The sequence below is a fragment of the Fontibacillus panacisegetis genome, assembly GCF_900102215.1.
Classification (GTDB): domain Bacteria; phylum Bacillota; class Bacilli; order Paenibacillales; family Paenibacillaceae; genus Fontibacillus; species Fontibacillus panacisegetis.
In genome coordinates this window covers 187,725-210,266 of the sequence record NZ_FNBG01000001.1, presented here as the reverse complement: position 1 = coordinate 210,266, position 22,542 = coordinate 187,725, and the positions used below count along the sequence as shown (strand labels likewise).

At 43.8% G+C, this 22,542-nt stretch carries 20 protein-coding genes and 1 riboswitch; of the genes, 13 read left to right on the top strand and 7 right to left on the bottom strand.

The genetic code is table 11. The features are described 5' to 3' along the window. Positions 1-93 precede the first annotated feature (93 nt). From BLS49_RS00945 to BLS49_RS00915, 7 genes are all read left to right on the top strand, one after another. Positions 94-1,797: a glycoside hydrolase family 13 protein gene (locus BLS49_RS00945; RefSeq protein ID WP_091225940.1), complete on the top strand. Its 1,704-nt coding sequence runs from the start codon at positions 94-96 to the stop codon at positions 1,795-1,797. A gap of 620 nt (positions 1,798-2,417) precedes the next feature. After that, positions 2,418-3,470, top strand: a complete 1,053-nt coding sequence (locus tag BLS49_RS00940) for an ABC transporter substrate-binding protein (RefSeq protein ID WP_091225938.1) — start codon at positions 2,418-2,420, stop codon at positions 3,468-3,470. 30 nt (positions 3,471-3,500) lie between these two features. After that, positions 3,501-4,415 carry an ABC transporter permease gene (locus BLS49_RS00935; protein ID WP_091225936.1) on the top strand — a complete coding sequence of 305 codons (915 nt, stop codon included), beginning with the start codon at positions 3,501-3,503 and terminating at the stop codon, positions 4,413-4,415. Continuing rightward, on the top strand, positions 4,415-5,209 hold the full coding sequence (locus tag BLS49_RS00930; protein ID WP_091225935.1) for an ABC transporter ATP-binding protein: 795 nt from the start codon (positions 4,415-4,417) through the stop codon (positions 5,207-5,209). The genes BLS49_RS00935 and BLS49_RS00930 overlap by 1 nt, the downstream gene beginning before the upstream one ends. Before the next feature lie 146 nt (positions 5,210-5,355). Beyond that, positions 5,356-5,661 (top strand): antibiotic biosynthesis monooxygenase family protein, encoded by a 306-nt coding sequence (locus tag BLS49_RS00925; RefSeq protein WP_091225933.1) that lies wholly within the window; start codon positions 5,356-5,358, stop codon positions 5,659-5,661. Positions 5,662-5,678: 17 nt separating this feature from the next. Next, positions 5,679-6,209 (top strand): GNAT family N-acetyltransferase, encoded by a 531-nt coding sequence (locus BLS49_RS00920; RefSeq protein WP_091225931.1) that lies wholly within the window; start codon positions 5,679-5,681, stop codon positions 6,207-6,209. A 227-nt stretch (positions 6,210-6,436) separates the two neighbouring features. Beyond that, on the top strand, positions 6,437-7,672 hold the full coding sequence (locus BLS49_RS00915) for an MFS transporter (RefSeq protein WP_091225930.1): 1,236 nt from the start codon (positions 6,437-6,439) through the stop codon (positions 7,670-7,672). Positions 7,673-7,859: 187 nt separating this feature from the next. Here the strand turns inward: BLS49_RS00915 and BLS49_RS00910 are convergent, their stop codons facing one another. Next, complete coding sequence (locus BLS49_RS00910; RefSeq protein ID WP_091225928.1) at positions 7,860-8,558, bottom strand: metal-dependent hydrolase; 699 nt, start codon at positions 8,556-8,558, stop codon at positions 7,860-7,862. A 131-nt stretch (positions 8,559-8,689) separates the two neighbouring features. Here BLS49_RS00910 and BLS49_RS00905 point away from each other — a divergent pair, with 131 nt between their 5' ends. Beyond that, complete coding sequence (locus BLS49_RS00905; protein WP_091225927.1) at positions 8,690-9,346, top strand: bifunctional 4-hydroxy-2-oxoglutarate aldolase/2-dehydro-3-deoxy-phosphogluconate aldolase; 657 nt, start codon at positions 8,690-8,692, stop codon at positions 9,344-9,346. On the opposite strand, the gene BLS49_RS00900 is transcribed toward BLS49_RS00905, so the two are convergent. Further along, complete coding sequence (locus tag BLS49_RS00900) at positions 9,335-11,623, bottom strand: Ig-like domain-containing protein (protein WP_175471259.1); 2,289 nt, start codon at positions 11,621-11,623, stop codon at positions 9,335-9,337. The two genes, BLS49_RS00905 and BLS49_RS00900, sit on opposite strands and share 12 nt — an antisense overlap. 101 nt (positions 11,624-11,724) lie before the next feature. Continuing rightward, positions 11,725-12,654, bottom strand: a complete 930-nt coding sequence (locus tag BLS49_RS00895) for a hypothetical protein (protein ID WP_091225925.1) — start codon at positions 12,652-12,654, stop codon at positions 11,725-11,727. 442 nt (positions 12,655-13,096) lie between these two features. Here BLS49_RS00895 and rpoD point away from each other — a divergent pair, with 442 nt between their 5' ends. Further along, positions 13,097-13,999, top strand: coding sequence for an RNA polymerase sigma factor RpoD (gene rpoD, locus BLS49_RS00890; RefSeq protein WP_091225924.1), 903 nt, complete (start codon positions 13,097-13,099; stop codon positions 13,997-13,999). A 77-nt stretch (positions 14,000-14,076) separates the two neighbouring features. Here the strand turns inward: rpoD and BLS49_RS00885 are convergent, their stop codons facing one another. Continuing rightward, entirely contained in the window at positions 14,077-15,225 is a 1,149-nt protein-coding gene (locus tag BLS49_RS00885; protein ID WP_091225922.1) for a chymotrypsin family serine protease, read from the bottom strand. 128 nt (positions 15,226-15,353) lie between these two features. Further along, a riboswitch (Fluoride riboswitch) is annotated at positions 15,354-15,414 on the top strand. Between the two features lie 54 nt (positions 15,415-15,468). Here BLS49_RS00885 and BLS49_RS00880 point away from each other — a divergent pair. From BLS49_RS00880 to BLS49_RS00870, 3 genes are all read left to right on the top strand, one after another. Continuing rightward, positions 15,469-16,812 (top strand): voltage-gated chloride channel family protein, encoded by a 1,344-nt coding sequence (locus tag BLS49_RS00880; protein ID WP_091225921.1) that lies wholly within the window; start codon positions 15,469-15,471, stop codon positions 16,810-16,812. Positions 16,813-16,955: 143 nt separating this feature from the next. After that, complete coding sequence (locus BLS49_RS00875; protein WP_091225919.1) at positions 16,956-17,447, top strand: PCYCGC motif-containing (lipo)protein; 492 nt, start codon at positions 16,956-16,958, stop codon at positions 17,445-17,447. A gap of 100 nt (positions 17,448-17,547) precedes the next feature. After that, on the top strand, positions 17,548-18,432 hold the full coding sequence (locus BLS49_RS00870; protein WP_091225918.1) for a radical SAM/SPASM domain-containing protein: 885 nt from the start codon (positions 17,548-17,550) through the stop codon (positions 18,430-18,432). A gap of 255 nt (positions 18,433-18,687) precedes the next feature. Here BLS49_RS00870 and BLS49_RS00865 read toward each other — a convergent pair whose 3' ends face one another. Genes BLS49_RS00865 through namA form a run of 3 tightly spaced genes read right to left on the bottom strand, consistent with a single transcriptional unit; the run spans position 18,688 to position 21,275 of the window. Then, complete coding sequence (locus BLS49_RS00865) at positions 18,688-19,518, bottom strand: 1,4-dihydroxy-6-naphtoate synthase (RefSeq protein WP_091225916.1); 831 nt, start codon at positions 19,516-19,518, stop codon at positions 18,688-18,690. Next, positions 19,515-20,204, bottom strand: a complete 690-nt coding sequence (locus tag BLS49_RS00860; protein ID WP_091225914.1) for a futalosine hydrolase — start codon at positions 20,202-20,204, stop codon at positions 19,515-19,517. The genes BLS49_RS00865 and BLS49_RS00860 overlap by 4 nt, the downstream gene beginning before the upstream one ends. Before the next feature lie 60 nt (positions 20,205-20,264). Beyond that, a complete protein-coding gene (gene namA, locus BLS49_RS00855; protein WP_091225912.1) occupies positions 20,265-21,275 on the bottom strand; it encodes an NADPH dehydrogenase NamA in 1,011 nt (336 codons plus the stop codon). Positions 21,276-21,646: 371 nt separating this feature from the next. On the opposite strand from namA, the gene BLS49_RS00850 reads away from it, so the two are divergent. After that, the gene (locus tag BLS49_RS00850) at positions 21,647-22,243 is read left to right on the top strand and encodes a nitroreductase family protein (protein ID WP_091225911.1); all 597 of its coding nucleotides are present in this window, start codon (positions 21,647-21,649) and stop codon (positions 22,241-22,243) included. Positions 22,244-22,542: the final 299 nt, after the last annotated feature.

Here is a 22,542-nt window from a genome sequence, read left to right as displayed (position 1 = left end):
AGATGACACGGATTTTCTAATTATACTATATCGGTGAATGATGAGGAGAGTTTGCGGGTATTTTTAACATTAGTGATACAAGGAGGCTGACCGATGAACCCGAAATGGTGGAAGGAATGTGTCGTTTATCAGATCTACCCGATTAGCTTTAAAGATTCCAACGGGGACGGGATCGGAGATCTGCAAGGAATCATCTCAAAGCTGGATTATTTGCAGGACCTTGGGGTCAATATGATCTGGGTAAGTCCGATATATAAATCTCCGTATCATGATAATGGTTATGATATTAGTGATTACCTAGATATTATGAAGGAATTCGGAACGATGGACGATTTTGATACCCTTCTGCGTGAAATTCATGCCAGAGATATGAAGCTGATGATGGATTTGGTGCTGAATCATACCTCCCATGAACATCCGTGGTTTTTGGAATCGAGAAGCTCCAGGGATAATCCGTATCGTGACTTTTACATATGGAGAAAAGGTAAAAACAGTGGACCGCCGAACAACTGGGAATCTTATTTTAGCGGTTCGGTCTGGGAATATGATAGCTTAACGGACGAATATTATTTGCATTTGTATTCAAAATATCAGCCTGATTTAAATTGGGAAAATCCCGTTGTCGTTGACAAGCTGCACGAAATGATCGAATGGTGGCTTAAAAAGGGAGTAGATGGATTCAGATTTGATGCGATCTCTCATATCGTCAAGGCCGCTGGACTTCCGGATGCCGATAATCCTAATCAAACGGCTACAGTAAGAGCTTATGACTTATTCTCTCATCTGGACGATGTACACACACTGCTCCAGAATTTATTTGATAATGTGTTATATTTGTACGACATTATGACCGTTGGAGAGACGTCAGGTCTCGGCCCTGAGCAGGCACTGAATTATGTTGGTGACGGGCGAAGAGAACTGCATATGACTTTTCAATTTGAGCATATGTATTTGGATGCAGCATCCGCAGGCAGCGGAAAATGGGATGTTGTGCCGTGGAGTCTGGTGAAACTGAAAGAAATTATTACAAACTGGCAGAAGGTACTTCACCGCCGCGGCTGGAACGCTAACTATCTATGTAACCATGATCAGCCAAGATCGGTATCAAGGTTTGGAAACGATGGGCAGTATCGTGTGAAGTCCGCACAAATGCTGGCTACTTTTATTCACATGCTGGAAGGTACGCCATATATTTTTCAAGGGGAAGAGATTGGAATGACCAATATTGCGTTTGATACGATTGACCAATACCGTGATGTTGAGACCTTGAACTATTTTAAAGAAAAGCGTGCTGAAGGTGTTCCGGAGAACGAGATTATGAATGCCATATACAAAAAAAGCCGTGACAACGCTCGGACGCCAATGCAGTGGGATCATAATGAACATGCGGGATTTACAACGGGTGTTCCGTGGATTCGGGTTAATCCGAATTATCCTGAGATCAATGTTGAAGAAGACTTAAAAAATCCCGAGTCGATATTTAAGTACTATAAGAAACTAATTGCTCTACGCAAAAAACATAAAGTTATCGTGTATGGAGAGTACAAGCTTCTTTATCCAACGCATGAAGAGATTTACGCGTATACCCGTAGGTTAGATAATGATTTGCTGGTCGTCATATTGAATTTCAGTGATCGTGAACCGATTTTTCAAATGCCGGACGAAATTAATCTCAAAGGCATTAACATGCTGATTTCTAATTACTTACCTGGTGAAAAAGATGACCTGTACCACTTAAAATTGCGGCCTTATGAAGCGAGAGTGTATTTGGGCAAGAGTCATCTGCATAAACATTAACCTTAAGGGGCTGTCCCAAAAGTAGTGTCAAAACTAGAAATAGCGGTGCAAGGAAGACGATCCCTGCACCGCTTGATCCCGCCAATGCTATGACCTTATCTCATGTGTAATAATGTCATGATGCGGTATTCCTGAAATTCCTGCAAATGTGCAGGCTTTGTTTATGTAAAGTCTCTAAATGCCCTAAATTGCTGCAAATGTGCAGGCTTTCTCTAAGGATTCCCTTCAAACTAGTCTATTCTGAACAATATTCCTGCATTTTGGCAGGCTTTTGTTCATATTTTTATGGCTACTTTGGAAAAAACTGCATTTTTGCAGCTTTTCCTGATATTTTGCCTTTCCACTGCAAGAAGCGTCCCTCAAAGTTATCTTAGATAGCTTTTGGGATAGCTTCTTTTTAATTTGTACAAAAAATAGCCATATCTATTTACCACACTATGTTATTGTTCGTTTTTTACAATTGACGGATAATTGACCACCACTTAATATATGAATAATACTTTATTGTTTTGTGGGATAAGCCTGGGCATATATTCGCACTTTAATGCTTTCATTAATGAAAGCGGTAATGGATTCGCGCTTTATTGCCTAAAACAAGATTCCAAAGAGGGGGAATTCAGATGAAGAAGAAATTGGGATTATTTTTAGCTTCAACTGCAATGTTAATTAGCGTAATTGGATGTGGTAACAACTCCGGTTCAAGCAGCTCCGGAGCTTCAGAAAGCGGTGCAGCAGGCAACGGACAGAGCGAAGAGAAGGCTTCCTACAAAATTGCGATTTCACAAATCGTAGAGCATCCATCACTTGATGCAACACGTGAAGGATTTTTGGCGGCGTTGAAGGATGGTGGACTTGTAGAGGGAGATAATTTGAAGGTTGATTATAACAACGCACAAGGCGACCAAACAAACAACCTGACAATTGCTCAGAAAATCGCTGGTGAAAAGTACGACCTTGTCCTTGCAATCGCTACACCACCTGCACAAGCCGTAGTTCAACAGGTTAAAAACTCACCGATTTTGTTTGCGGCGGTTACGGACCCGCTTGATGCTAAATTGGTAGACAATTTGGATCAGCCTGGCGGTAATGTGTCTGGAGCAGCGGATACAAATCCGGAAGCGATCACTAAATTGATGGATTTTATTGCAGCCAACATTAAAGATGTGAAGAATGTCGGTATTGTTCTTAACCAAGGTGAGCCAAACGCAGTAGTCATGTCAAAACATGCTGAAGAAGCGTTGGAGAAACATGGAATTAAGCTGATTAAGGCTTCCGTTACGAATACATCTGAAGTAAAACAAGCGGCAGAGTCTTTGGTAGGCCGTGTAGATGCTATCTATATCACGCTGGATAACACTGTTGTTGAAGCGGTAAGCACAATTATTCAAGTAGCAAATGAGCATGATATTCCGTTCTTCTCCGCTGACCGTGATTCCGTTGAGAAGGGGGCCTTTGCTACAGTAGGGTTCAAATATTATGATCACGGTTACCAAGCAGGCCAGATGGCCTTGGAAGTGCTTAAAAACGGCAAAAAGATTGGAGATTTGAAGGTTACCTTCCCGGATAAGCTGGATCTGATTATGAACCTGAAAGCTGCAGCAGAACAAGGTATCGAAGTAACTGACGCTATGAAGGATCAAGTGAATGACAAGGAGAACAATCTGTTAGAATAGGTTGTGCCCCATATCTAGGAGGTAACCATCATGATGAACTCATTACTAGGCGCTGTTGAATCGGGATTAATATACGCTTTGATGGCGCTCGGTGTTTATATTACTTTTCGTATTCTTGATTTCCCGGACTTGACGGTAGACGGAAGCTTCACAACCGGGGGAGCCATCGCGGCGGTCATGATAACTGAAGGTGCTTCTCCCTGGATCGCTACGATTTGTGCTTTCTTTGGCGGCCTGGCTGCCGGTGCTTTGACTGGTTTGCTGCATACTAAGGGGAAAATAAACGGTCTATTGTCTGGTATTTTGATGATGATCGCATTATACTCCATTAACATGCGGATCATGGGCAAACCGAATGTGGGACTGCTCGGCGAAACAACGATGTTTAGCTCGTTGTCCCCACTTCTGTTAATGCCGTTCGTAGTTGTGGCAGTGAAGCTGCTGTTGGATCTTTTCCTGCATACAGAGCTTGGACTCGCACTTCGTGCAACTGGCGATAACCAGCGCATGATTCGTAGCTTTGGCGCTCACACAGATAATACGATTATTATGGGGCTTAGCTTATCTAATGGATTAGTAGCCTTGTCAGGTGCTCTTATTGCGCAACAATCAGGATTTGCCGACATTTCTGCGGGGATCGGAATGATCGTGATTGGTTTGGCCTCTGTAATTATCGGGGAAGCTATTTTTGGAGCAAGAACTGTGTTCTTCGCTACTTTAGCAGCCGTTCTAGGTTCTATTGTGTATCGTATCGTAGTTGCTCTGGCCCTTCGTATTGAGTGGCTGGAACAAACTGATCTAAAGCTTATTACCGCAGTTATCGTTATATTTGCTCTGGTTATTCCATCGGTTCATCGATCATGGAAGCAGAAAGGGCTTGCTCGCAAGCGATCAGCGGAGATTGTTGCATTGCATGAGAAACAAGGCTTGGGGGGTGAACGGTAATGTTGAGGATCTCACACGTATCCAAGCTGTTCCATGCCGGGTCTCCTGACGAGAAAATTGCGTTGACAGATATCAATCTTCATCTGAATTCAGGTGATTTTATTACGGTAATTGGAAGTAATGGCGCAGGGAAATCTACACTGATGAATATGATTTCAGGTGTTTTAAAGCCTGATATCGGAAATATACTGATCGATGGAAATGATATTACCAATTTGCCCGAGCATAAAAGAAGCCGTTGGATCGGTCGGGTCTTTCAGGACCCGATGGCAGGTACGGCTCCGCATATGACGATTGAAGAGAATTTAGCCATGGCTTATTCCCGTGGTCAGAATCGCGGCTTGCATATTGGCGTTTCATCGAAGCGCAGAACGTTGTTCAAGGAGCAGTTAAGCAGGCTGGGCATCGGTTTAGAGGATCGCCTGCGGGCGAAGGTAGGGACGTTATCCGGTGGTGAACGTCAGGCTCTAAGCCTTCTGATGGCAACCTTTACTAAACCGCAAATCCTGCTTCTGGACGAGCATACAGCCGCTCTTGACCCTGCTCGTGCAGAGCTGGTAACCCGGCTTACACAGAATATTGTAAGCGAGCTTAACCTGACAACGCTAATGGTTACGCACAATATGGAACAGGCCATCCGTCTCGGCAATCGTCTTATTATGATGGACGGAGGCAAAATCATCCTTGACGTTAACGAGTCAGTAAAAGCTGATCTGACTATGGAACATCTGCTTGGAGAGTTTGAGCGGATCAGCGGTCACAAATTGGCTGATGATCGAGTCGTTCTTGGATAAGATGCCTATTTGTTAGAGAAAGAGTCGATCTTCGGATGCATCCCCGTGGAGAGACTCTTTCTTTTTCTTGAAGAGTATAAATTTGGTAATGGATTGATTAGCACAGATGTCCGTGCTATATTCAGGTAACGGAGGGGATGAACAAGATGATTCTGGAGTCTGCGCAATTACAGGTTAAGCCTGGAATGATGAATGATTTCGAGAGCAATTTCCGTAAAGCTTCGGCGATTATCTCACAGATGCCCGGCTACATAGAGCATGAGCTGCATAAATGCGTGGAGCATGAAAATAAATATTTGCTGCTCGTGAAGTGGCAATCTATTACACATCATGAGGTAGGGTTCAGACAATCGCCGCAATATCAGGAGTGGAAGGCATTACTGCATCATTTTTATGATCCTTTTCCAGAAGTAGAGCACTATATACAGATTAGACTTACCACAGACAAGTGAGAGTGAGAGACAACACGATGTTAAAACAATATACGATCGAAGATGCAGTCATCGAGGATTTGGAATGTATCGTTGCAATATACAATGAGACGATTGATAGCCGTATGGTAACAGCAGATTTGGAGCCAGTATCTGTAGAGAGCAGAAGATCATGGTTTTACGAGCATTCACCTCATTTTCGCCCCTTGTGGGTTGTGAAATCAGAGGGAAGGATCATTGCCTGGTTAAGCTTCCAATCGTTCTACGGCAGACCCGCCTATTTGGCCACAGCGGAAATCAGTATTTATATTTCAAGCAACAATCGTGCACAAGGAATCGGAAGTATTCTCATTGAAAAAGCCATCCAGGCTTGTCCAAGCCTCTCGATAAACACGCTCCTTGGATTTATTTTTGCGCACAATGTACCCAGCTTATCCTTGCTTAAGAAATTCGGATTTGTCCAGTGGGCTTATTTGCCCAAGGTTGCGATTCTGGATGAAGTGGAACGGGACCTGGTTATTGTAGGCAAAAGAGTGGTGGAGAATGCATCGGATGGAATGGGGAAGTGATTTCTTGAACAAATGGATAGAGCAGGGTACTCAGCGGCTCATTGATTTTACGCGATTGGAGGGTATGTCGATATTGATGATCACAATTCCGTTTGCGTAAAAAGCCTGTAAAAAGATATCCTTTTTATGGGCTTTTTTTTGTGAAAAAAATGTATTTTTTTGTTATGATAAATTTAATAAACAAACAAAATATAGAGATAGGACATTAAAGAGTGGGGGCAAGAAACATGGGAGCTACACAAGATGGACAAGCTTTTGCTAAACCAAAACAAAGAAAATTACTGTTCAGCGCAGGGCTTAGCTGGATGTTTGATGCAATGGATGTCGGCATAATCTCTTTTATTGCAGCGGCCCTTGCGGCAGAATGGAGTCTTACACCACAGCAGACTGGACTTTTCACCAGTATTAACTCTGTAGGAATGGCGTTTGGAGCTGCAATTGCTGGAATTATGGCAGATAAGTTTGGACGCCGGGCAGTATTGCTTTGGACATTGCTCATATTTTCGATTGCAAGTGGTTTATCAGCGGCGGCTACCAGCTTAACGGTGTTATTAATATTGCGATTTATTGCCGGATTTGGACTTGGCGGAGAGCTTCCTGTAGCTTCCACCTTGGTATCAGAATCTGTTCCTGCCAAAGACAGGGGACGAGCTGTCGTTTTGCTGGAAAGCTTTTGGGCGGCAGGTTGGATTGCTGCAGCTTTAATTGCATATTTCATCATTCCTAAGTATGGTTGGCAGGCCGCGTTTCTTATCGGTGCTGTACCTGCACTATATGCTTTGTATTTACGCAAATCGATACAGGACCCCCCGCGTTATCTGGAACAAGCAGCACAAAGAAAAGGACAAAAGATATCGTTTCGAGAGCGTCTAGCGTCCGTTTGGATGAGCGAGCATCGACGGTCAACGATTATGCTGTGGATTTTATGGTTCACGGTTGTGTTCTCCTATTATGGGATGTTTTTATGGCTTCCTTCTGTAATGGTTATTAAGGGATTCAGTCTTGTAAAAAGCTTTGAATATGTGCTGATTATGACTCTTGCACAATTGCCAGGTTATTTTACAGCAGCTTATTTTATTGAGAAATTTGGGCGTAAGTTTGTTCTTGTCATTTACTTGTTGGCTACAGCTGCAAGCGCAGCATGGTTCGGCAGTGCCACTTCAGAAGGAATGCTGATCACCGCGGGGATATGTCTCTCCTTCTTTAACCTGGGAGCGTGGGGTGGCATGTATGCTTACACTCCAGAGCTGTATCCGACCAAGGTTCGTTCAACAGGTGTTGGATTAGCTGCTTCCTTCGGCAGAGTAGGTGGGATTATTGCCCCTTTTTTAGTCGGTGTGCTTGTTGCGAGGAATGTTGAGATCGGGTCGATATTCTGGCTTTTCTTCTTCACGATTGTTATTGGAGCGCTGGCGGTAATGTGGCTGGGGACAGAAACAAAGGGTAAAGAGTTATTGGATTGAGTCTTGTTTATGTCGGTTGAATGAGCTTGTACCAAAAGTTCCCCTATTTTTTGAAAGTCAGTATGTGACTTTATAAAAATAGGGGATTTTTTATCCTTGTATAATTCATGTAGCCGAAGTTTATCCCTTTTAATAGTTTTCGATAGAATGAAAGGAAATTACTATGTCGTGTTACCGTTTTAATATATTATATAGTTAACTCATCGGAATTCAGGCTATCTCCGGGTTTTAATGCAGTACCCGCGATTCCAAGCTTGTGAAGGTCGTTTACAAACTTGTCGCCATCCTGGGAAATGACATCAAAGGTATTGTAGTGAACAGGAACGACGTGTTTTGCTTGAATCCATTCTGCTGCGGTTAGTGCGTCTTCAGGTCCCATCGTGAAGACATCACCAATTGGCAGGAAGGCAAGGTCAATATTAGAACGTGATCCGATCAGTTTCATATCGCTGAACAGCGCTGTATCTCCAGAGTGATAGATGATGAAGTCGTTGATGTTCAGAATAAAGCCTGCTGCTACTCCGAGATAGACATTATTTCCATCAATCGTTACAGAAGAGGTATGAAGGGCAGGAGTAAATTTAATACTGCCAAACGGGTATGCAGCTTGTCCACCAAGATTCATGCCGATAGCTGGAAGCCCTTTAGCTTCAAAAAAGCTCGCAAGCTCAACGATAGCAATAATAGTCGCGCCAGTCCGGCGGGCGATATTCTCTGCATCACCAATATGATCAAGATGTCCATGGGTAAGCAATACATAATCCGCTTCGATTTGATCCTCTTGAGAGGCCGCGACCGGGTTACCGGTTAAGAACGGATCAATAATAATCTGAAGTTGGCCAGTATGAATGTGAACGCAGGAGTGCCCAAGATACGTAATCTTCATAATTTTCCTCCTATGGAAAAGATATCATCCTGATTATTATAACTGAATTTTAATGGCGAAGCCAAATTATTGCTCAAATGAATCAATCAATATGACATAAGATGGAATTATATTAAAGGGGAAGATGTATAATGCAGAGTCAAGATCATTTATTAGAACAATTAAAAGAACACAGAATTATCTCGATATTGCGGGGGATTCCAAAGGATCGGGCGCAGAACGTAGCGGATGCACTTCAACGGGGAGGCATCGTGTTCGCCGAAGTAACCATGAATACAGTAGGAGCTCTGGATATTATTTCGCAGTGGAGAGAAAGCCATGGTTCGAATATGTTAATTGGAGCGGGAACCGTTTTGGATGTTGAGATGGCAAAAGAAGCTGTAGCAGCAGGCGCACAGTATTTGGTATCTCCAAATGTAGATGAAGCAGTCATTCGGTATGCTCGTGATCGAGGGATCGGTGTGTTTCCAGGGGCGATGACTCCTACGGAAATTGTTGCTGCCTGGAAGGCGGGAGCAACAGCGGTGAAATTGTTCCCGATGGCCAGTCTGGGGATTGGTTATTTAAAAGAAATCCGGGCGCCGCTGGATCAAATTCCACTTGTTGTTACTGGCGGCGTCCGGATCGACAACATTCAGGAGTTTTTGGCAGCAGGATCTGCTGGTGTTGGTTTGGGAGGTTCAATAGCAAATGGAGAGCTGATTAGGGAAGGCAGATATGATCAAATCGAGCTGAATGCTGCGACAATGGTTCAGGCTGTAAAATCTTACAATGCATCAAGGCCATGAAATAGTAACCGTATGAGGCTGGTCATATGCTGAAGCCCAATAATATCCTGGAGCGGCAATACGCTGCGGCCAGAATCCGACTAGACCGGATGCAGCCGGAAGAGCTTCAGACTGAGCGGATGACTTGCCGACGTTATTAGTAATGAGATCAACATATCTTCCTCCGTTAAAGGTGAATCTTCCGTGGACCTCAGCGGCTGGAATACCTTGACCTGTATTCAGATCGTAAACCTGCATCGTGACTGTTGCACGGGTTCCGTTAAATGTGATGCTCATATTTCCAATGATCATGGGTGTCAGGGTTGTGCTGGTTGTAGTCGCTGATGTTTCCTCAGATACTGGGCCAATATTGCCGCTGATATCTACGGCAGCGACTCTGTAATAGTAGGTGGTGTCTGGAAGCAATCCGACATCTCGATAGGATAAATTACGGGATGAACCGCCGATATTCGATTCGTCTGGAATAAAGTCTTCTTCCGTACTGCGATAAATGATATATTCCTCGATATCGGAATCATCAGTTGCTCTTCCATAGCTAAGCTGGATTGTGCTGTAATCTACTGCAGAAGCTTCCGGATCTTCACTAAGATAAGATGGAGGTGAGAAGTCCGGCGGACTTACGGTCCATTTATACCCGTTAGGTCCCCAAGCAGAAGGCAGCCAGCGTATGGAGTCGTAATGGTGCATCGCAATTCCACCGAAGGCAGGGTCATCATTAAACGCAGTGTACACTTTATCGAGTTCCGCTTCCATATACGTTCTGCCTTCTTCACGGAACGTGATCGTTTCAGGATCACCGCTGTTTGCAATATCCAGCGTCTCTACACCGAGCACGACTGAATTCGGTTTGCCGATGGTGTTCGCGTAAGCCATCTCACCTAACACTTGTGCGATGATGCCCGCACTGCCGTCAGCAGTGTCTCTATAATCCATTATAGAGATATAGTCACTAATGTCCTGAACATGTTCAGATAACCATTTGGTCTGGCCATGCCATGTTATATCCGAAGCATTCGTACTGGTGTCAAGCCATCTTGGAATGGCTGGCCCAAATGGAAGATTAATTCCAGCAACATCTCTACGCTGAATCATTTTCTCCAGAACGTCCAGATATTGAATTTGAACGTTTGGCTTCTCTGATGCAAATTCGGGTAGAATGTACGGCTCAATGTCTACATTTACCCCATCAAACTGCTCGTTAGAGGCAGAGGATAGGTTGTAGTTGATTACTTTCTCCATTTCACGAATAGCGTATTTATGATATGGTTCAAGCGCTCCGTAATATGGAGGAACCGTTCCGCCTGCGATACAGGCGTGTACTTTATAGCCATTCTCATGAGCCCATGCTACAAAGTCTCTGACTAGCTCTGGCTGATCTTCTAAAATATCGACACCTTCATAAGGGAATACGCCAATGTAAAATGTGGTGATTGGATCTGAACCAAAGGTATCAGTATCATCGGCAAGAGTTTTAAGCGCGGTCCGAGAGCCTGGATTCAAAAACAAATTATAAGCAGCTTTCTCCCAAATCCACATGGCTCGGTCCTGTCGCTCAACCGTAATATTTTCTTGTGTCCAATTCCCGGTGTGAACATATACGGTCGTGCTTCGCCCGACATTACCCAGGCAATCCGTTGCGCGAGCTTCAATACTGGATGTTCGATCACCTTCATGCTTGGCATTCCATTTGTATTGATAGTGATTGCCAGTGCGTTTCGCCTCTTCCCAAGGTCCGCCATTGATACGTACCTCGAGAGATTTGATCGGATTTTTACCAGTAGCTTTAACCTTCACTGGGACCTTGCCATGAACTACAGCGTCATCGGTTGGACTAATGATTTGCACGACTGGGAGATTGGCGTCCGCATTATCAATTGTTACAGAGTTAGTTGGGGTGGTTACGCCATAACGAGTAACGACATGTGTCCCTTTAGCGACAAGAGTAATTGCACCGTCATAGATGCTAGTGTCAATCTCGACACTCCAAGTACCTGTTCCTGCACCACTAGGATTATCCATCTGCACTGGAATTTGATTGATACCATCAACAATTAGTTTTACATCGTAGGTATCTGTGTACTGACCTGTAACCTGGAGCAGTCCTGGCGAGAGTTGATCTCCATTAGCTGGAGAATCAATGGTGAGCGTGGATGCGGCTAATGCTGTGCTCATTGGCAGAATGGGAAGAGGAGAGAGGCTAACTAACAGAAGAGCGACTAACCATCTGGACAGCAATACGACGACACGACACTTGGCCTTTGAATGGTGTGCTGACATCCTATTACCCTCTCTTTCTCGCGGAGAGAAGAGTGATTAGGCAGCGATGCTCCGCTGTATATTATTGTAAACGTTTACAATGATATATTATCGCTAGATTGTTATTGGGGCAACGTCCTTAAATTGTCCGTATTATTTGCCAATTCCATCCAACCGATGAGGTCATGTACAGCAATACCTGCAAAGGAAGAGTAAAGTGATGCTTTAGAACGGACACTTAACAGCTCCGTGTTCAGATATGAGGCGCCCTCCTCATAAAATGTCACATGATTTCCTTCGTTTGACCGCTTAGTTTCGACGCTGATATATACTTTTTTATTCAAAAGCTCGGCTTCAGCGAGTTCAGCTTTTGCAAGATCAAAAATGGTAGCAGCCTTGTCTCTATAAGTCATTAGCGATACCGAATCTAAATTAGAGATCATCCAGTAGCTGAGTGTTATATTTTGCCCAGGCGCCTTATATTTGTCGAGCCAGAATGGAAGAGCAGCGTTGAGAGGTAAACTAATTTTCTTGGCTTCACTGGCCAAATAGGTGACATTGTTCTGCCATTGTGTGACAAGAGACGTCCAATTCGTACTCCAATCTGGCAATAAATACGGCTCTATATCGACCTGAATGCCAGCAAATTTCTCATCAGCGTTGACTGAATTTTGGTAGTTGTTAATCCATGTCATGAAGGAATTCAACTTTGGAAGATTGGATTCCAGAGCCCAATTGGGAGCGCCGTTTAAGGCATACACACTAATTTGATGCTCGTTTGCGCTGCGGATGAATTCAGTGTAGGAGGTTTTGGATACGCTGCTGCTGATTTGCAGAAAAATCGTGTCGATTCCTTGATCGGCCATAAAAGAAATTAACTCATCAGATGATGTTTCGATTAGCTTGGTATTCCACAGCCAGGTTGCATTGGTGATGGAGTAGGAATTTGCTGCGGAGGCGCGAGGATTGCCAGGCATTAACATAGAGGTACTCAGAAAAAGCATACAGGTGGCAAGGACGACGAGGCGGTAAAACAACACAGGTGTCTTCATAATAATGTCACTCCTTTGATGTTAGAAAAACAGGTTATGATATCTATCGACATAATGGTCGAAAGAGTACATAGGACCTTGGTTTGAGTATTGTTATTATATTAATTTTTAATTAGTTTGTTACAGAAATGGTTACAGGTGTATGAAGGAGTGTTGGAATAAAAATTTGGAAAGAATGTAGTTATGGGGAGGCATGTCAGGTATTTTGGGAAAAATAAAACGCCGATCCTCATAGGGTCAGCGCCTGCGTTTAAAATTAAGTCTTGTATTAGATACATTGTTATGATACAATGACCGTTAGTCAAATAATAAGTATATATCGTAAATATTGAATTAATAATAGCATAATCGCACTAATTTGTCAAATAGAGTATGCCGACGTTAGAGAAAAATGGGTGCTGTTATTTGTGTTTTCCATTTATGTAGGGTGGGGGTCTGATTCATGACTGAGGATTTAACAAAGCACAGTGAGACTGAAACTGATTACAGTGGCGATTTATCGCTGCCGCCAGGTGTGAAAATTGATGATCCTGTACGTATGTACTTGAAGGAAATTGGCCGTGTTCCGCTGTTGTCGGCTGATGAAGAAATCGAGCTGGCGCAACGCATTGAGAAGGGCGATGAGGAAGCAAAGCGCAGATTAGCTGAAGCAAATTTACGTCTCGTCGTTAGTATTGCTCGTCGATATGTAGGACGAGGCATGGTTTTCCTCGATTTGATTCAGGAAGGCAATATGGGGCTGATCAAAGCCGTGGAGAAGTTCGACTATTCCAAGGGCTTTAAATTCAGTACTTATGCTACTTGGTGGATTCGCCAAGCGATTACAAGAGCTATTGCCGATCAGGCGAGAACGATCCGTATTCCTGTGCATATGGTTGAAACCATTAATAAACTGATCCGTGTATCCAGACAATTGCTTCAGGAGATTGGTAGAGAGCCTACGCCCGAAGAAATTGCTAAGGAAATGGATTTAACCCCAGATAAAGTTCGTGAGATTATGAAGATTGCTCAAGAGCCAGTATCGCTCGAAACACCTATAGGTGAAGAGAACGATTCTAACTTGGGTGATTTTATCGAGGATCACGATGCACCGGCTCCGGCTGAAGCTGCAGCTTATGAGCTTCTTAAAGAGCAGCTCGAAGAGGTGCTTGATACTCTCACTGAACGTGAAGAGAATGTGCTGCGGCTTCGTTTCGGTATGGATGATGGTCGTACACGTACGCTTGAGGAGGTCGGCAAGGAGTTCGGTGTAACAAGAGAACGGATTCGTCAAATCGAAGCCAAAGCGTTACGGAAGCTGAGACACCCTAGTCGAAGCAAGCGTCTCAAAGACTTTATGGAATAAGAAAATAAATCAAGGACAGACATATTGGAGAGCTTTCGAGGTAGCGGATTATCGCCCCGGGAAGCTCTCTTTATCAGTTATTTGCTTTTGCAGGGTTTTCTTCCAGGGCGGCAAGCACAAAGCTGATTATGCTTTAGAACCTTGGGAGATAATGGACGAATGTACATAAAGCAATTTGTTTTCCCCCGATTGGGGCGGCAAATACGTTTTTTGCTCGGGCGAGCAACCCGACTCTCGAACACTTTCATGAACCAATCAACGGGGTAAGATATAGAAAGTAGTCCCCCATCAGCCCCGGCAAAATTAACTGCAGCAGCAAGATTGCCTCTACGTGTAAGCCACACGGAGCCTGAGTCTCCTCCAAGCGAGACAGGGCGTTTGCCACGAATCACGCTTTGATTTTTAAAATTAATCGTTCCAAGGTCACCATAATCTCCGTAATCTACTTTAATGTCAGTATGAATCGATTCCACTGTGCCCGTAACAACTCCTGTAGTTCGCCCCACCTTCTTAAACTGATCCCCAACCTTATAGGTCCTCACAAATCCAGGGACAACCCCAAATACTGCATAACGGGGGTTCAGCAAAGAGCGCCGCAGCGGCTTTGAGGTTGCTGCATCGATAAAGTTATTCCGTTTTTTACTCAGCTTAACGAAACGGTTCAGGAAACCGACACGATCCCGCTTCGTTATGCCTTCATCAGCTCCACCAGGCTGAATTGTCTCGGAGACACGTACTGAATTGTTATCCACGAGCACATGATTGTTGCTGAGAATATAGCGGCTCCGAGGGTTGGATTTATCGCTGACAATGAGTCCTGCTGTGCCAGAGCCATCTCCTGTGCCAACGCTGTAACCAGCGATTACCGGTCGAATACGCCGTCTGAATTTAAAATTATCAGTGGATTGATTATTGTTTGTACGGAACTTGGATGCACGTACGATTCGGATAGGAATGTTTGTTTTTGAGCCGGAGTTAGCTTTGTTGTATGCATGAATAGAACGAGTAGATATAAGATGCCCTCGATTTTGTTTGGCATACCTCATTTTTATCCTTTTTGTAGAAGCTGTTGCAGATGCCTTGTCGGCATACACGATGACGGCTGCACCTTTAATGGGTTTGGCAGGATCTTTATATCCAACACCTACACCATGTATTCCTGAACGTCTTAACAGGGACTTGGCGATCCTCTGCTTGTGACGATATGCTTGCTTGAAACTAGCCAATGAATGATCACCTTTTCTGCTTTTTAATATTGTATGCAAGGCAGTGAAAAGGTGCGTTAAAACCGTGGAGTTTTATTGACGGACCTGGGCTGTTGGTATACAATGACTCTAGATAATGACAGTTTTCACAATATGATGGCGATGGAGTTCGCCATAATTGCCGATGAGGCTGATGACTCCTACCAGAGTGGCTTGCTGTGCGCTGGTAGGAGTCTATTTTGTTTGTAAGAGGGGATCATGTTCATGAAGAAGAGGTCACGATCACTGCAAGAGCGATGGTTAGTCGTTCTAGATAAGGTTCCGCAAGCCATGTATCCGGCAGCTTTTTTGAAATGGGTGCTGATAGGCAGTGTTATTGGAATTTTGTCGGGTTCAGCATCAGCTATTTTTTTAAAAAGCCTTGACTTCGTAACTGGAGAACGCATTTCGCATCCTTGGTTGTTATTTTTTCTTCCGTTTGGCGGAGCGTTAGTCAGTTTTTTATATATGAAATATGGTGGAAATGCTGGGAAAGGCAACAATTTAATATTGGAGAGTATCCAAAACGGCAAAGAGAGTATTCCGCTTCGAATGGCGCCGTTAGTGCTGTTTGGGTCACTGGTTACGCACTTGTTTGGCGGGTCTGCAGGACGTGAAGGGACAGCTGTTCAAATGGGCGGGAGTCTGGCTGAATGGTTTGGCAAAATTATTAAAATAAACGCAGAGGATCGGCGTATACTGCTTATGTGCGGCATTAGCGGGGGATTTGGCTCTATTTTTGGCACACCCCTAGCTGGAACAGTGTTTGGATTAGAAGTTGTTGCATTTGGAATGATGAGCTATCAGGCGTTAATCCCTTGTTTTGTGGCGAGCATTGTTGGGGATCTTGTTGCTTCTCAGTTATGGAACGTACATCACGTTCATTATTCAGCTGGTATTATCCCGGAATTATCGTTTATTGTTCTGATCAAAGTGGTGGTTGCTGCGATTTTGTTCGGTCTTACTGCCCGTTTGTTCAGTGAACTGACTCATTTTTTGAAAAAATGGTTTACTAACATGTTTGCAAATCCGGTTGTGAAAAGTGTAGTGGGTGGAGTAATTGTAATTGCGCTGGTTTACATAGTAGGAACAAGGGATTATTTGGGTCTTGGTATACCGCTGGCTGCAGATTCTTTTCAGGGAGATGTGTCACCTTTTGCTTTTCTGTGGAAATTGCTGTTTACCGCACTGACATTAGGGACAGGTTTTCAAGGCGGTGAAGTAACCCCACTTTTTGTAATAGGTGCAACTTTGGGTCATACTTTAGGGAATCTGCTGGCCGTATCTGTTCCTTTCTTAGCTGCCCTGGGGTTCGTTGCAGTATTCAGTGGAGCAGCTAATACCCCGATTGCCTGTTTCATAATGGGTATTGAATTATTCGGCTCAGAGGGAGCTATATACATGTTTGTTGCTTGTATTGTCAGCTACATGTTCTCAGGTCATAGCGGAATATACACCTCACAGCAAATTGGTACTGGAAAGAGCAAGCTGTATAACATTCCTCAGGGAACTACGCTAGCTGAGTGGAGTCAACTTAGAAAGACTTCTGGAAGTCAGAAAAGGAAATAACAACGTGGCAGACTTCGTATTTTTGAAAATTTGAAATTTGAAGGATTTTGTTGGGTCAAGCGTCATTTTACGTTAGAATAGATTGATAGGTATAGAAGTGATGAAGCTTGATATTAGCGATGCTTAGTGACAGGAGGATTTTTTTGAAAAAGAGTCTTGCCAGTACCGTATTATCTGTCGTTCTTGTAGCAGTACTAAGTGGTTGTGGTGGAGGTGCAAATGAGGCGGCTACGGAGCTTCATTATCCTCATTTAACCGAAAGTGGCGATATTCAGGAGATGACGGCAGGAGCCGCAGTTATGCCGGAATTTCTGAAATCACAAAATGAGAATGTAGCCCTTATTTATAAAGCAGTGGCCCAATACAGCGATCTTCTTGAAGATATTCCATGTTACTGTGGTTGTGGAGAATCGGCAGGACATCGAAGCAGTAAAGATTGCTTTATTAAGGAAGTTCAAGAAGATGGGGCAATTGTATGGGATGATCATGGTACGAAGTGTAATGTGTGTATGGAGATCGCGGTTGAATCCATCACTTTGTCACGAGATGGGAAGTCGTCAAAGGATATTCGTACTATGATTGATGCTAAGTATCAAGAAGGTTATGCAGAGCCTACAAACACTCCAACAATCTAATGTTACGGGGTTATATGCGATGTATTTAATGGCATTAATTAAAAGTATGCGAATTAGTTAATGATATGAATTAATTATAAGAGAAGTAGGCAGGCACAAGATGAAAAAGTTCAAGAAATTTTATATTGAAACAACGAGTATATGCAATTTGGCTTGCAGCTTTTGTCCGCCAACACACCGGAAATCGCAGTTTATCAAGGTTGAGGACTTTATCAAAATATTGGACGATATTAAGCCGCATACGGACTACATTTATTTTCATGTAAAAGGTGAGCCGTTGCTTCATCCGAAAATCGATCAACTGCTGGACATCAGTCATGAAAAAGGCTTTAAAGTAAATATTACGACAAATGGAACGCTCATTCGTAAGGCGGGTCCCAAGCTTTTGGGGAAGCCAGCGCTGCGACAAATGAATTTCTCTTTGCATAGCTTTGATGGTCATGAAGGATCTACCGATCGGGAGGGCTACATTGGTTCGATACTTTCTTTTGTGAGAGAGGCGGTAGCATCATCAAACCTGATTGTATCATTTCGATTATGGAACCTGACGAAGGATAATGAGACGAATCTTGAGCGAAGCCGCAATCGCGCTACACTTGAAATGATTGAACAAGAATTTGGACTTGATTTTCGCATTGAGGAAAAGGTTGTTCCCGGTAGCGGCTTTAAGCTGGCAGAGCGGATTTATTTGAATCAGGATCATGAATTTGAGTGGCCAAGTCTAAGTGCACCAGAAGATGATGGACGCGGATTTTGCCATGCGCTTCGTAATCAGGCAGGTATTCTTGTAGACGGAACTGTTATCCCATGCTGCCTGGATGGAGAGGGTGTAATCAATCTCGGAAATGTCTACGATACGCCGTTCTCTGAAATTGTTGAAGGTGAGAGAGCCAATCAGTTGTACGATGGATTTTCCCGCAGAATAGCCGTGGAGGAGATGTGCCGGAAATGCGGATACCGAAAACGGTTTGGTGGCGTTGAATAAATTATTTTTGTATAGATCGTGGGACACCCAAAGCAAGTTCAGCAGTGATAGGGGAAAATAGTTCCCTTATCTGGTAAAAATAAGATTCATTTAGGAAAATAGAGGAAATTTATTCCCCTATTGCTTCCTAAACTATTCAAAATGTCCTGAAAACTCCAGTTGGCTCTTTTATAGCAGAAGAAACTTCCCTTATTTTTATAAAACAAGCTCATTATCAGGGGATAAAGGAAGTTTTTTCCTCAATAATCCACATTCCTATTTAAGTAGTGCTGGATCAATCTGAGGCACAAGTCCTTCCGCGGCAGCTCGATTTAGAAGTGCGGAAATGGCGCCGTATCCGTCAGCACCCAGATTTTCTGTATACTCATTCACGTACAAGTTAATGTGCGCCTGGGTCACATCGGGTGACATTTCTTGAGCATGGCTCATGACATATTCTGTTGATTCCTCTGGATGCGCCCAGGCGTATTTTAAGGACCCCCGAATCCAGCCTGTGATTGCTTCAAGATCAAGTGATCGACGGGCAACGATGGCGCCAAGCGGGATTGGAAGTCCGGTATCCTGTTCCCACCAGCTGCCGAGATCAGCTACTAAGTGCAAGCCGTACGATGAATATGTAAATCGGGCTTCATGGATAACCAATCCGGCATCGATAGCGCCGTTCTCCACCGCTGGCATGATCTCGTCAAATGGCATGACGATCGTTTCACCGATACCGCCCGGTACGTTTTGGCTTGCCCATAATCTAAAGAGAAGGTATGCGGTAGAACGTTCACTTGGAACAGCAATACGTTTTCCAGTAAGCGAAGCTGCATCGTACTGCTCACCAGCAGATAATACGAGCGGTCCGCAGCCATGACCAAGGGCTCCGCCGCATGGAAGCAAGGCGTATTCCTCAAGCACCCACGGAAGAGCAGCGTAGGAAATTTTAAGTACATCAGGGCCATTGCCGGAGGCTGCAAGATGATTTGTAATGTCAATATCTGCGTAAGTGACATCAAGAGACGGTGCTCCTGGTATTAATCCATGTACTAGGGCATGAAAAACAAACGTATCATTAGGACAAGGCGAAAATGCGATATTCATGATGATGTAACCTCCAGGAACAGTTCAGGTAATTTGGAACAGGCGAGCTCCAGCGATTTCAGGGCATCGCCAATCTTCCATAACTCTCGCTGGCGCGGGCCAACGTAATTTGATATTGCACGAATTTCCACTACAGGTATGTCAAGCTGATGGGCAGCGAGTGCAACGCCATAACCTTCCATAGCTTCAGCTGCAACACCCGGAAAACGCCGGGCCAGCTTGCTAGCGGTTTCGGCAGTTCCGGTCACTGTGGAGAGCGTTATAACCGGACCGTAGCATACCAAAGCTTCCATACCAGATATCCGTTCCACTAAGCATGATGATAGTTTATGCTGAACGGGCACGATGGATGAACCAAAGCCGAGCTCGTCCACGCTGGAGAAGCTTTCAGGATGATCAGGCGCTTCAGCACCAAGATCAGCAGCAATAATGCTGCTTGCGATGACGATGGACCCTATTTTTGCACGTTCCTGAAATCCACCTCCAATCCCTGCGCTAATGACTAGGTCATATCGAGTTTTAGCTAACAAGGAAGCAGTGGAGGCTGCTGCTGACACAGGCCCGACACCTGCGAGACAAACGTCAAAGGAAACAGCCCCCTGAAGCCCACGGAGAACAGCTTCTCGTTCAGCCTCTACTGCAGTCATAATTAAAATTCGTGATTTTGCTGACAGGTCAGCATTCATAAGCAATTAACTCCTTTACTACATTACATTCGTAACAAGTCGATAGAGCAGCAGTACAGGTTACGATCTAAAGTATTGTCTAGGACGCTCAATCTCTGTGCGGAGCTCTTTGGCTGCGCTAAATGCCCAGTAAGGGTTGCGCAAAAGCTCACGTCCAAGAAAAATGAGATCAGCCCGTTCATTACCCAGAATTTCCTCAGCTTGAACGGCAGAAGTAATGAGGCCAACGGCCCCTGTAGCAATACCAGCCTGTTTTCGAATTTGGTCTGCAAGGTTTACTTGATATCCGGGGAATATTTCAATATTTGCTGGAACAACACCGCCGGAGCTGCAGTCGATCAAATCAACTCCTTGTTCTTTCATTTTGCGGGAATAATCGATAAATTGCTCCAGAGAATTTCCATTGTCTCCATATTCATTTGCAGAAACACGAACGAAGAGGGGGCCATCCCATACGGTTTTTACAGCTTCAATAATTTCTTCAAGGAGACGGTAACGTTTTTCCGCAGTACCACCATATTCATCCTCTCGGTGATTTACGAGTGGTGAGAGAAATTCGCTGATGAGATAACCATGAGCACCGTGAATCTCAATAACGTCAAATCCTGCTTCTTTGGCACGACGAGCACCTTCGCGGAAAGAAGCAATCACGTTGTTTATATCTTCCTTAGTCGCTTCAACTGGCATTTTCATTTCAGGAAAAGGAATAGCCGATGGGGAGAGCGCTGGCTCATCCAATACTGCTTTACGTCCTGCATGACCGAGCTGGATAGCGGCTTTGGCGTCATTAGCATGGATCTGGCGAACGAGCTCGCTTAAGCCTTCAACATGCTCTTCGCTCCAAATTCCCAAATCTTCATAGGATATTCTGCCTTCGGGCGCCACGGCAGTTGCCTCCAGCATAATAAGGCCGACCCCTCCAACAGCTCTCGTAGCGTAGTGAGTGATATGCCAATCGGTAACCTTGCCGTCTTTATGAAGTGAAGAATACATGCACATCGGAGACATGACAATCCGGTTTTTTAGCGTAATATTCTTGATTGTATAAGGGGAAAACAGCTTGCTGCTCATGGTAACACTCCTCCAAATGTATATTTTTTTATATGTTAACAAAAATAGCTTCTGCTGATTATCTTAGTCTATACGATAAAAGGATACAACCTTACATAAAGAATCTATTCCGATGGGTAAGGCATATGCCAACTGAACTGGAATCGGAGCGGTGGGAAGTGCGTGAAGCTGTTCGGTTAAATGCTTTGTCAAAATATAAGCTTACAAAAATAAAGTTTGTGTAATTTTAATATTTACACTTGATTTTATATTTGAGCTAAGTTACTATAATTATGTAAGTTGATGATCAATTGTAAGAGTTGATTGGAATAAGTTTTTTGACAGTACCTCATAATATACTGCAAACAAAAAAAGGATAGGGGATAAGAGTAATGAGTGAATTTTTGAATGTGCTTAAAAAAAGACGCAGTGTTTACGGAATTAGCAAAGAATCCGTTATTTCGGATGATAAAATTGAAGAAATCGTAAAAGAAGCAGTTCTTCATACTCCATCATCATTTAACTCTCAAAGCGCACGTGTCGTTGTATTGTTCAATGAACAACATGATAAACTGTGGGATATTACTAAAGAAATTCTTCGCGGCCAAATCCCTGCTGAAAACTTTGGTTCAACAGAACAAAAAATGGATAGTTTCAAAAGCGGTCACGGAACTGTATTGTTCTTTGAGGATCAATCCGTAGTTGAAGGACTTCAAAAACAGTTCGCCTTGTATGCCGACAATTTCCCAGTTTGGTCGAATCAATCCAACGGTATGCTGCAATTGGTAGTTTGGACTGCACTGTCTGAAGCCGGACTAGGCGCTACTCTTCAACACTATAACCCATTAATCGATGAAAAAGTAACTGCTGAATGGAGCATCCCTGCATCTTGGAAGCTGATTGCTCAAATGCCGTTTGGTAAGCCAGTAGCTGCTCCAGGCGAAAAAGAATACGCTCCAATCGACAGCCGTTTGAAAGTGTTTAAATAACCCTTGAATATAAGAGGCTGTCCCCAAAGTTATCTAAGATAACTTTGAGGGACGCTTCTTGTTTAGCAGTGTAAAGGCAAGATATCAGGAAAAGGATGCAAAAATACAGTTTTTTTATAGTAGCCATGAAAGGATGAACAAAAGCCTGCAAAAATGCAGGAATATGGTTCAGAATAGACTAGTTTGAAGAGAATCCTTAGAGAAAGCCTGCACATTTGCAGCAATTCAGGGCATTTAGAGGCTTTACATAAACAAAGCCTGCACATTTGCAGGAATTTCAGGAATTCCGCATGATGACA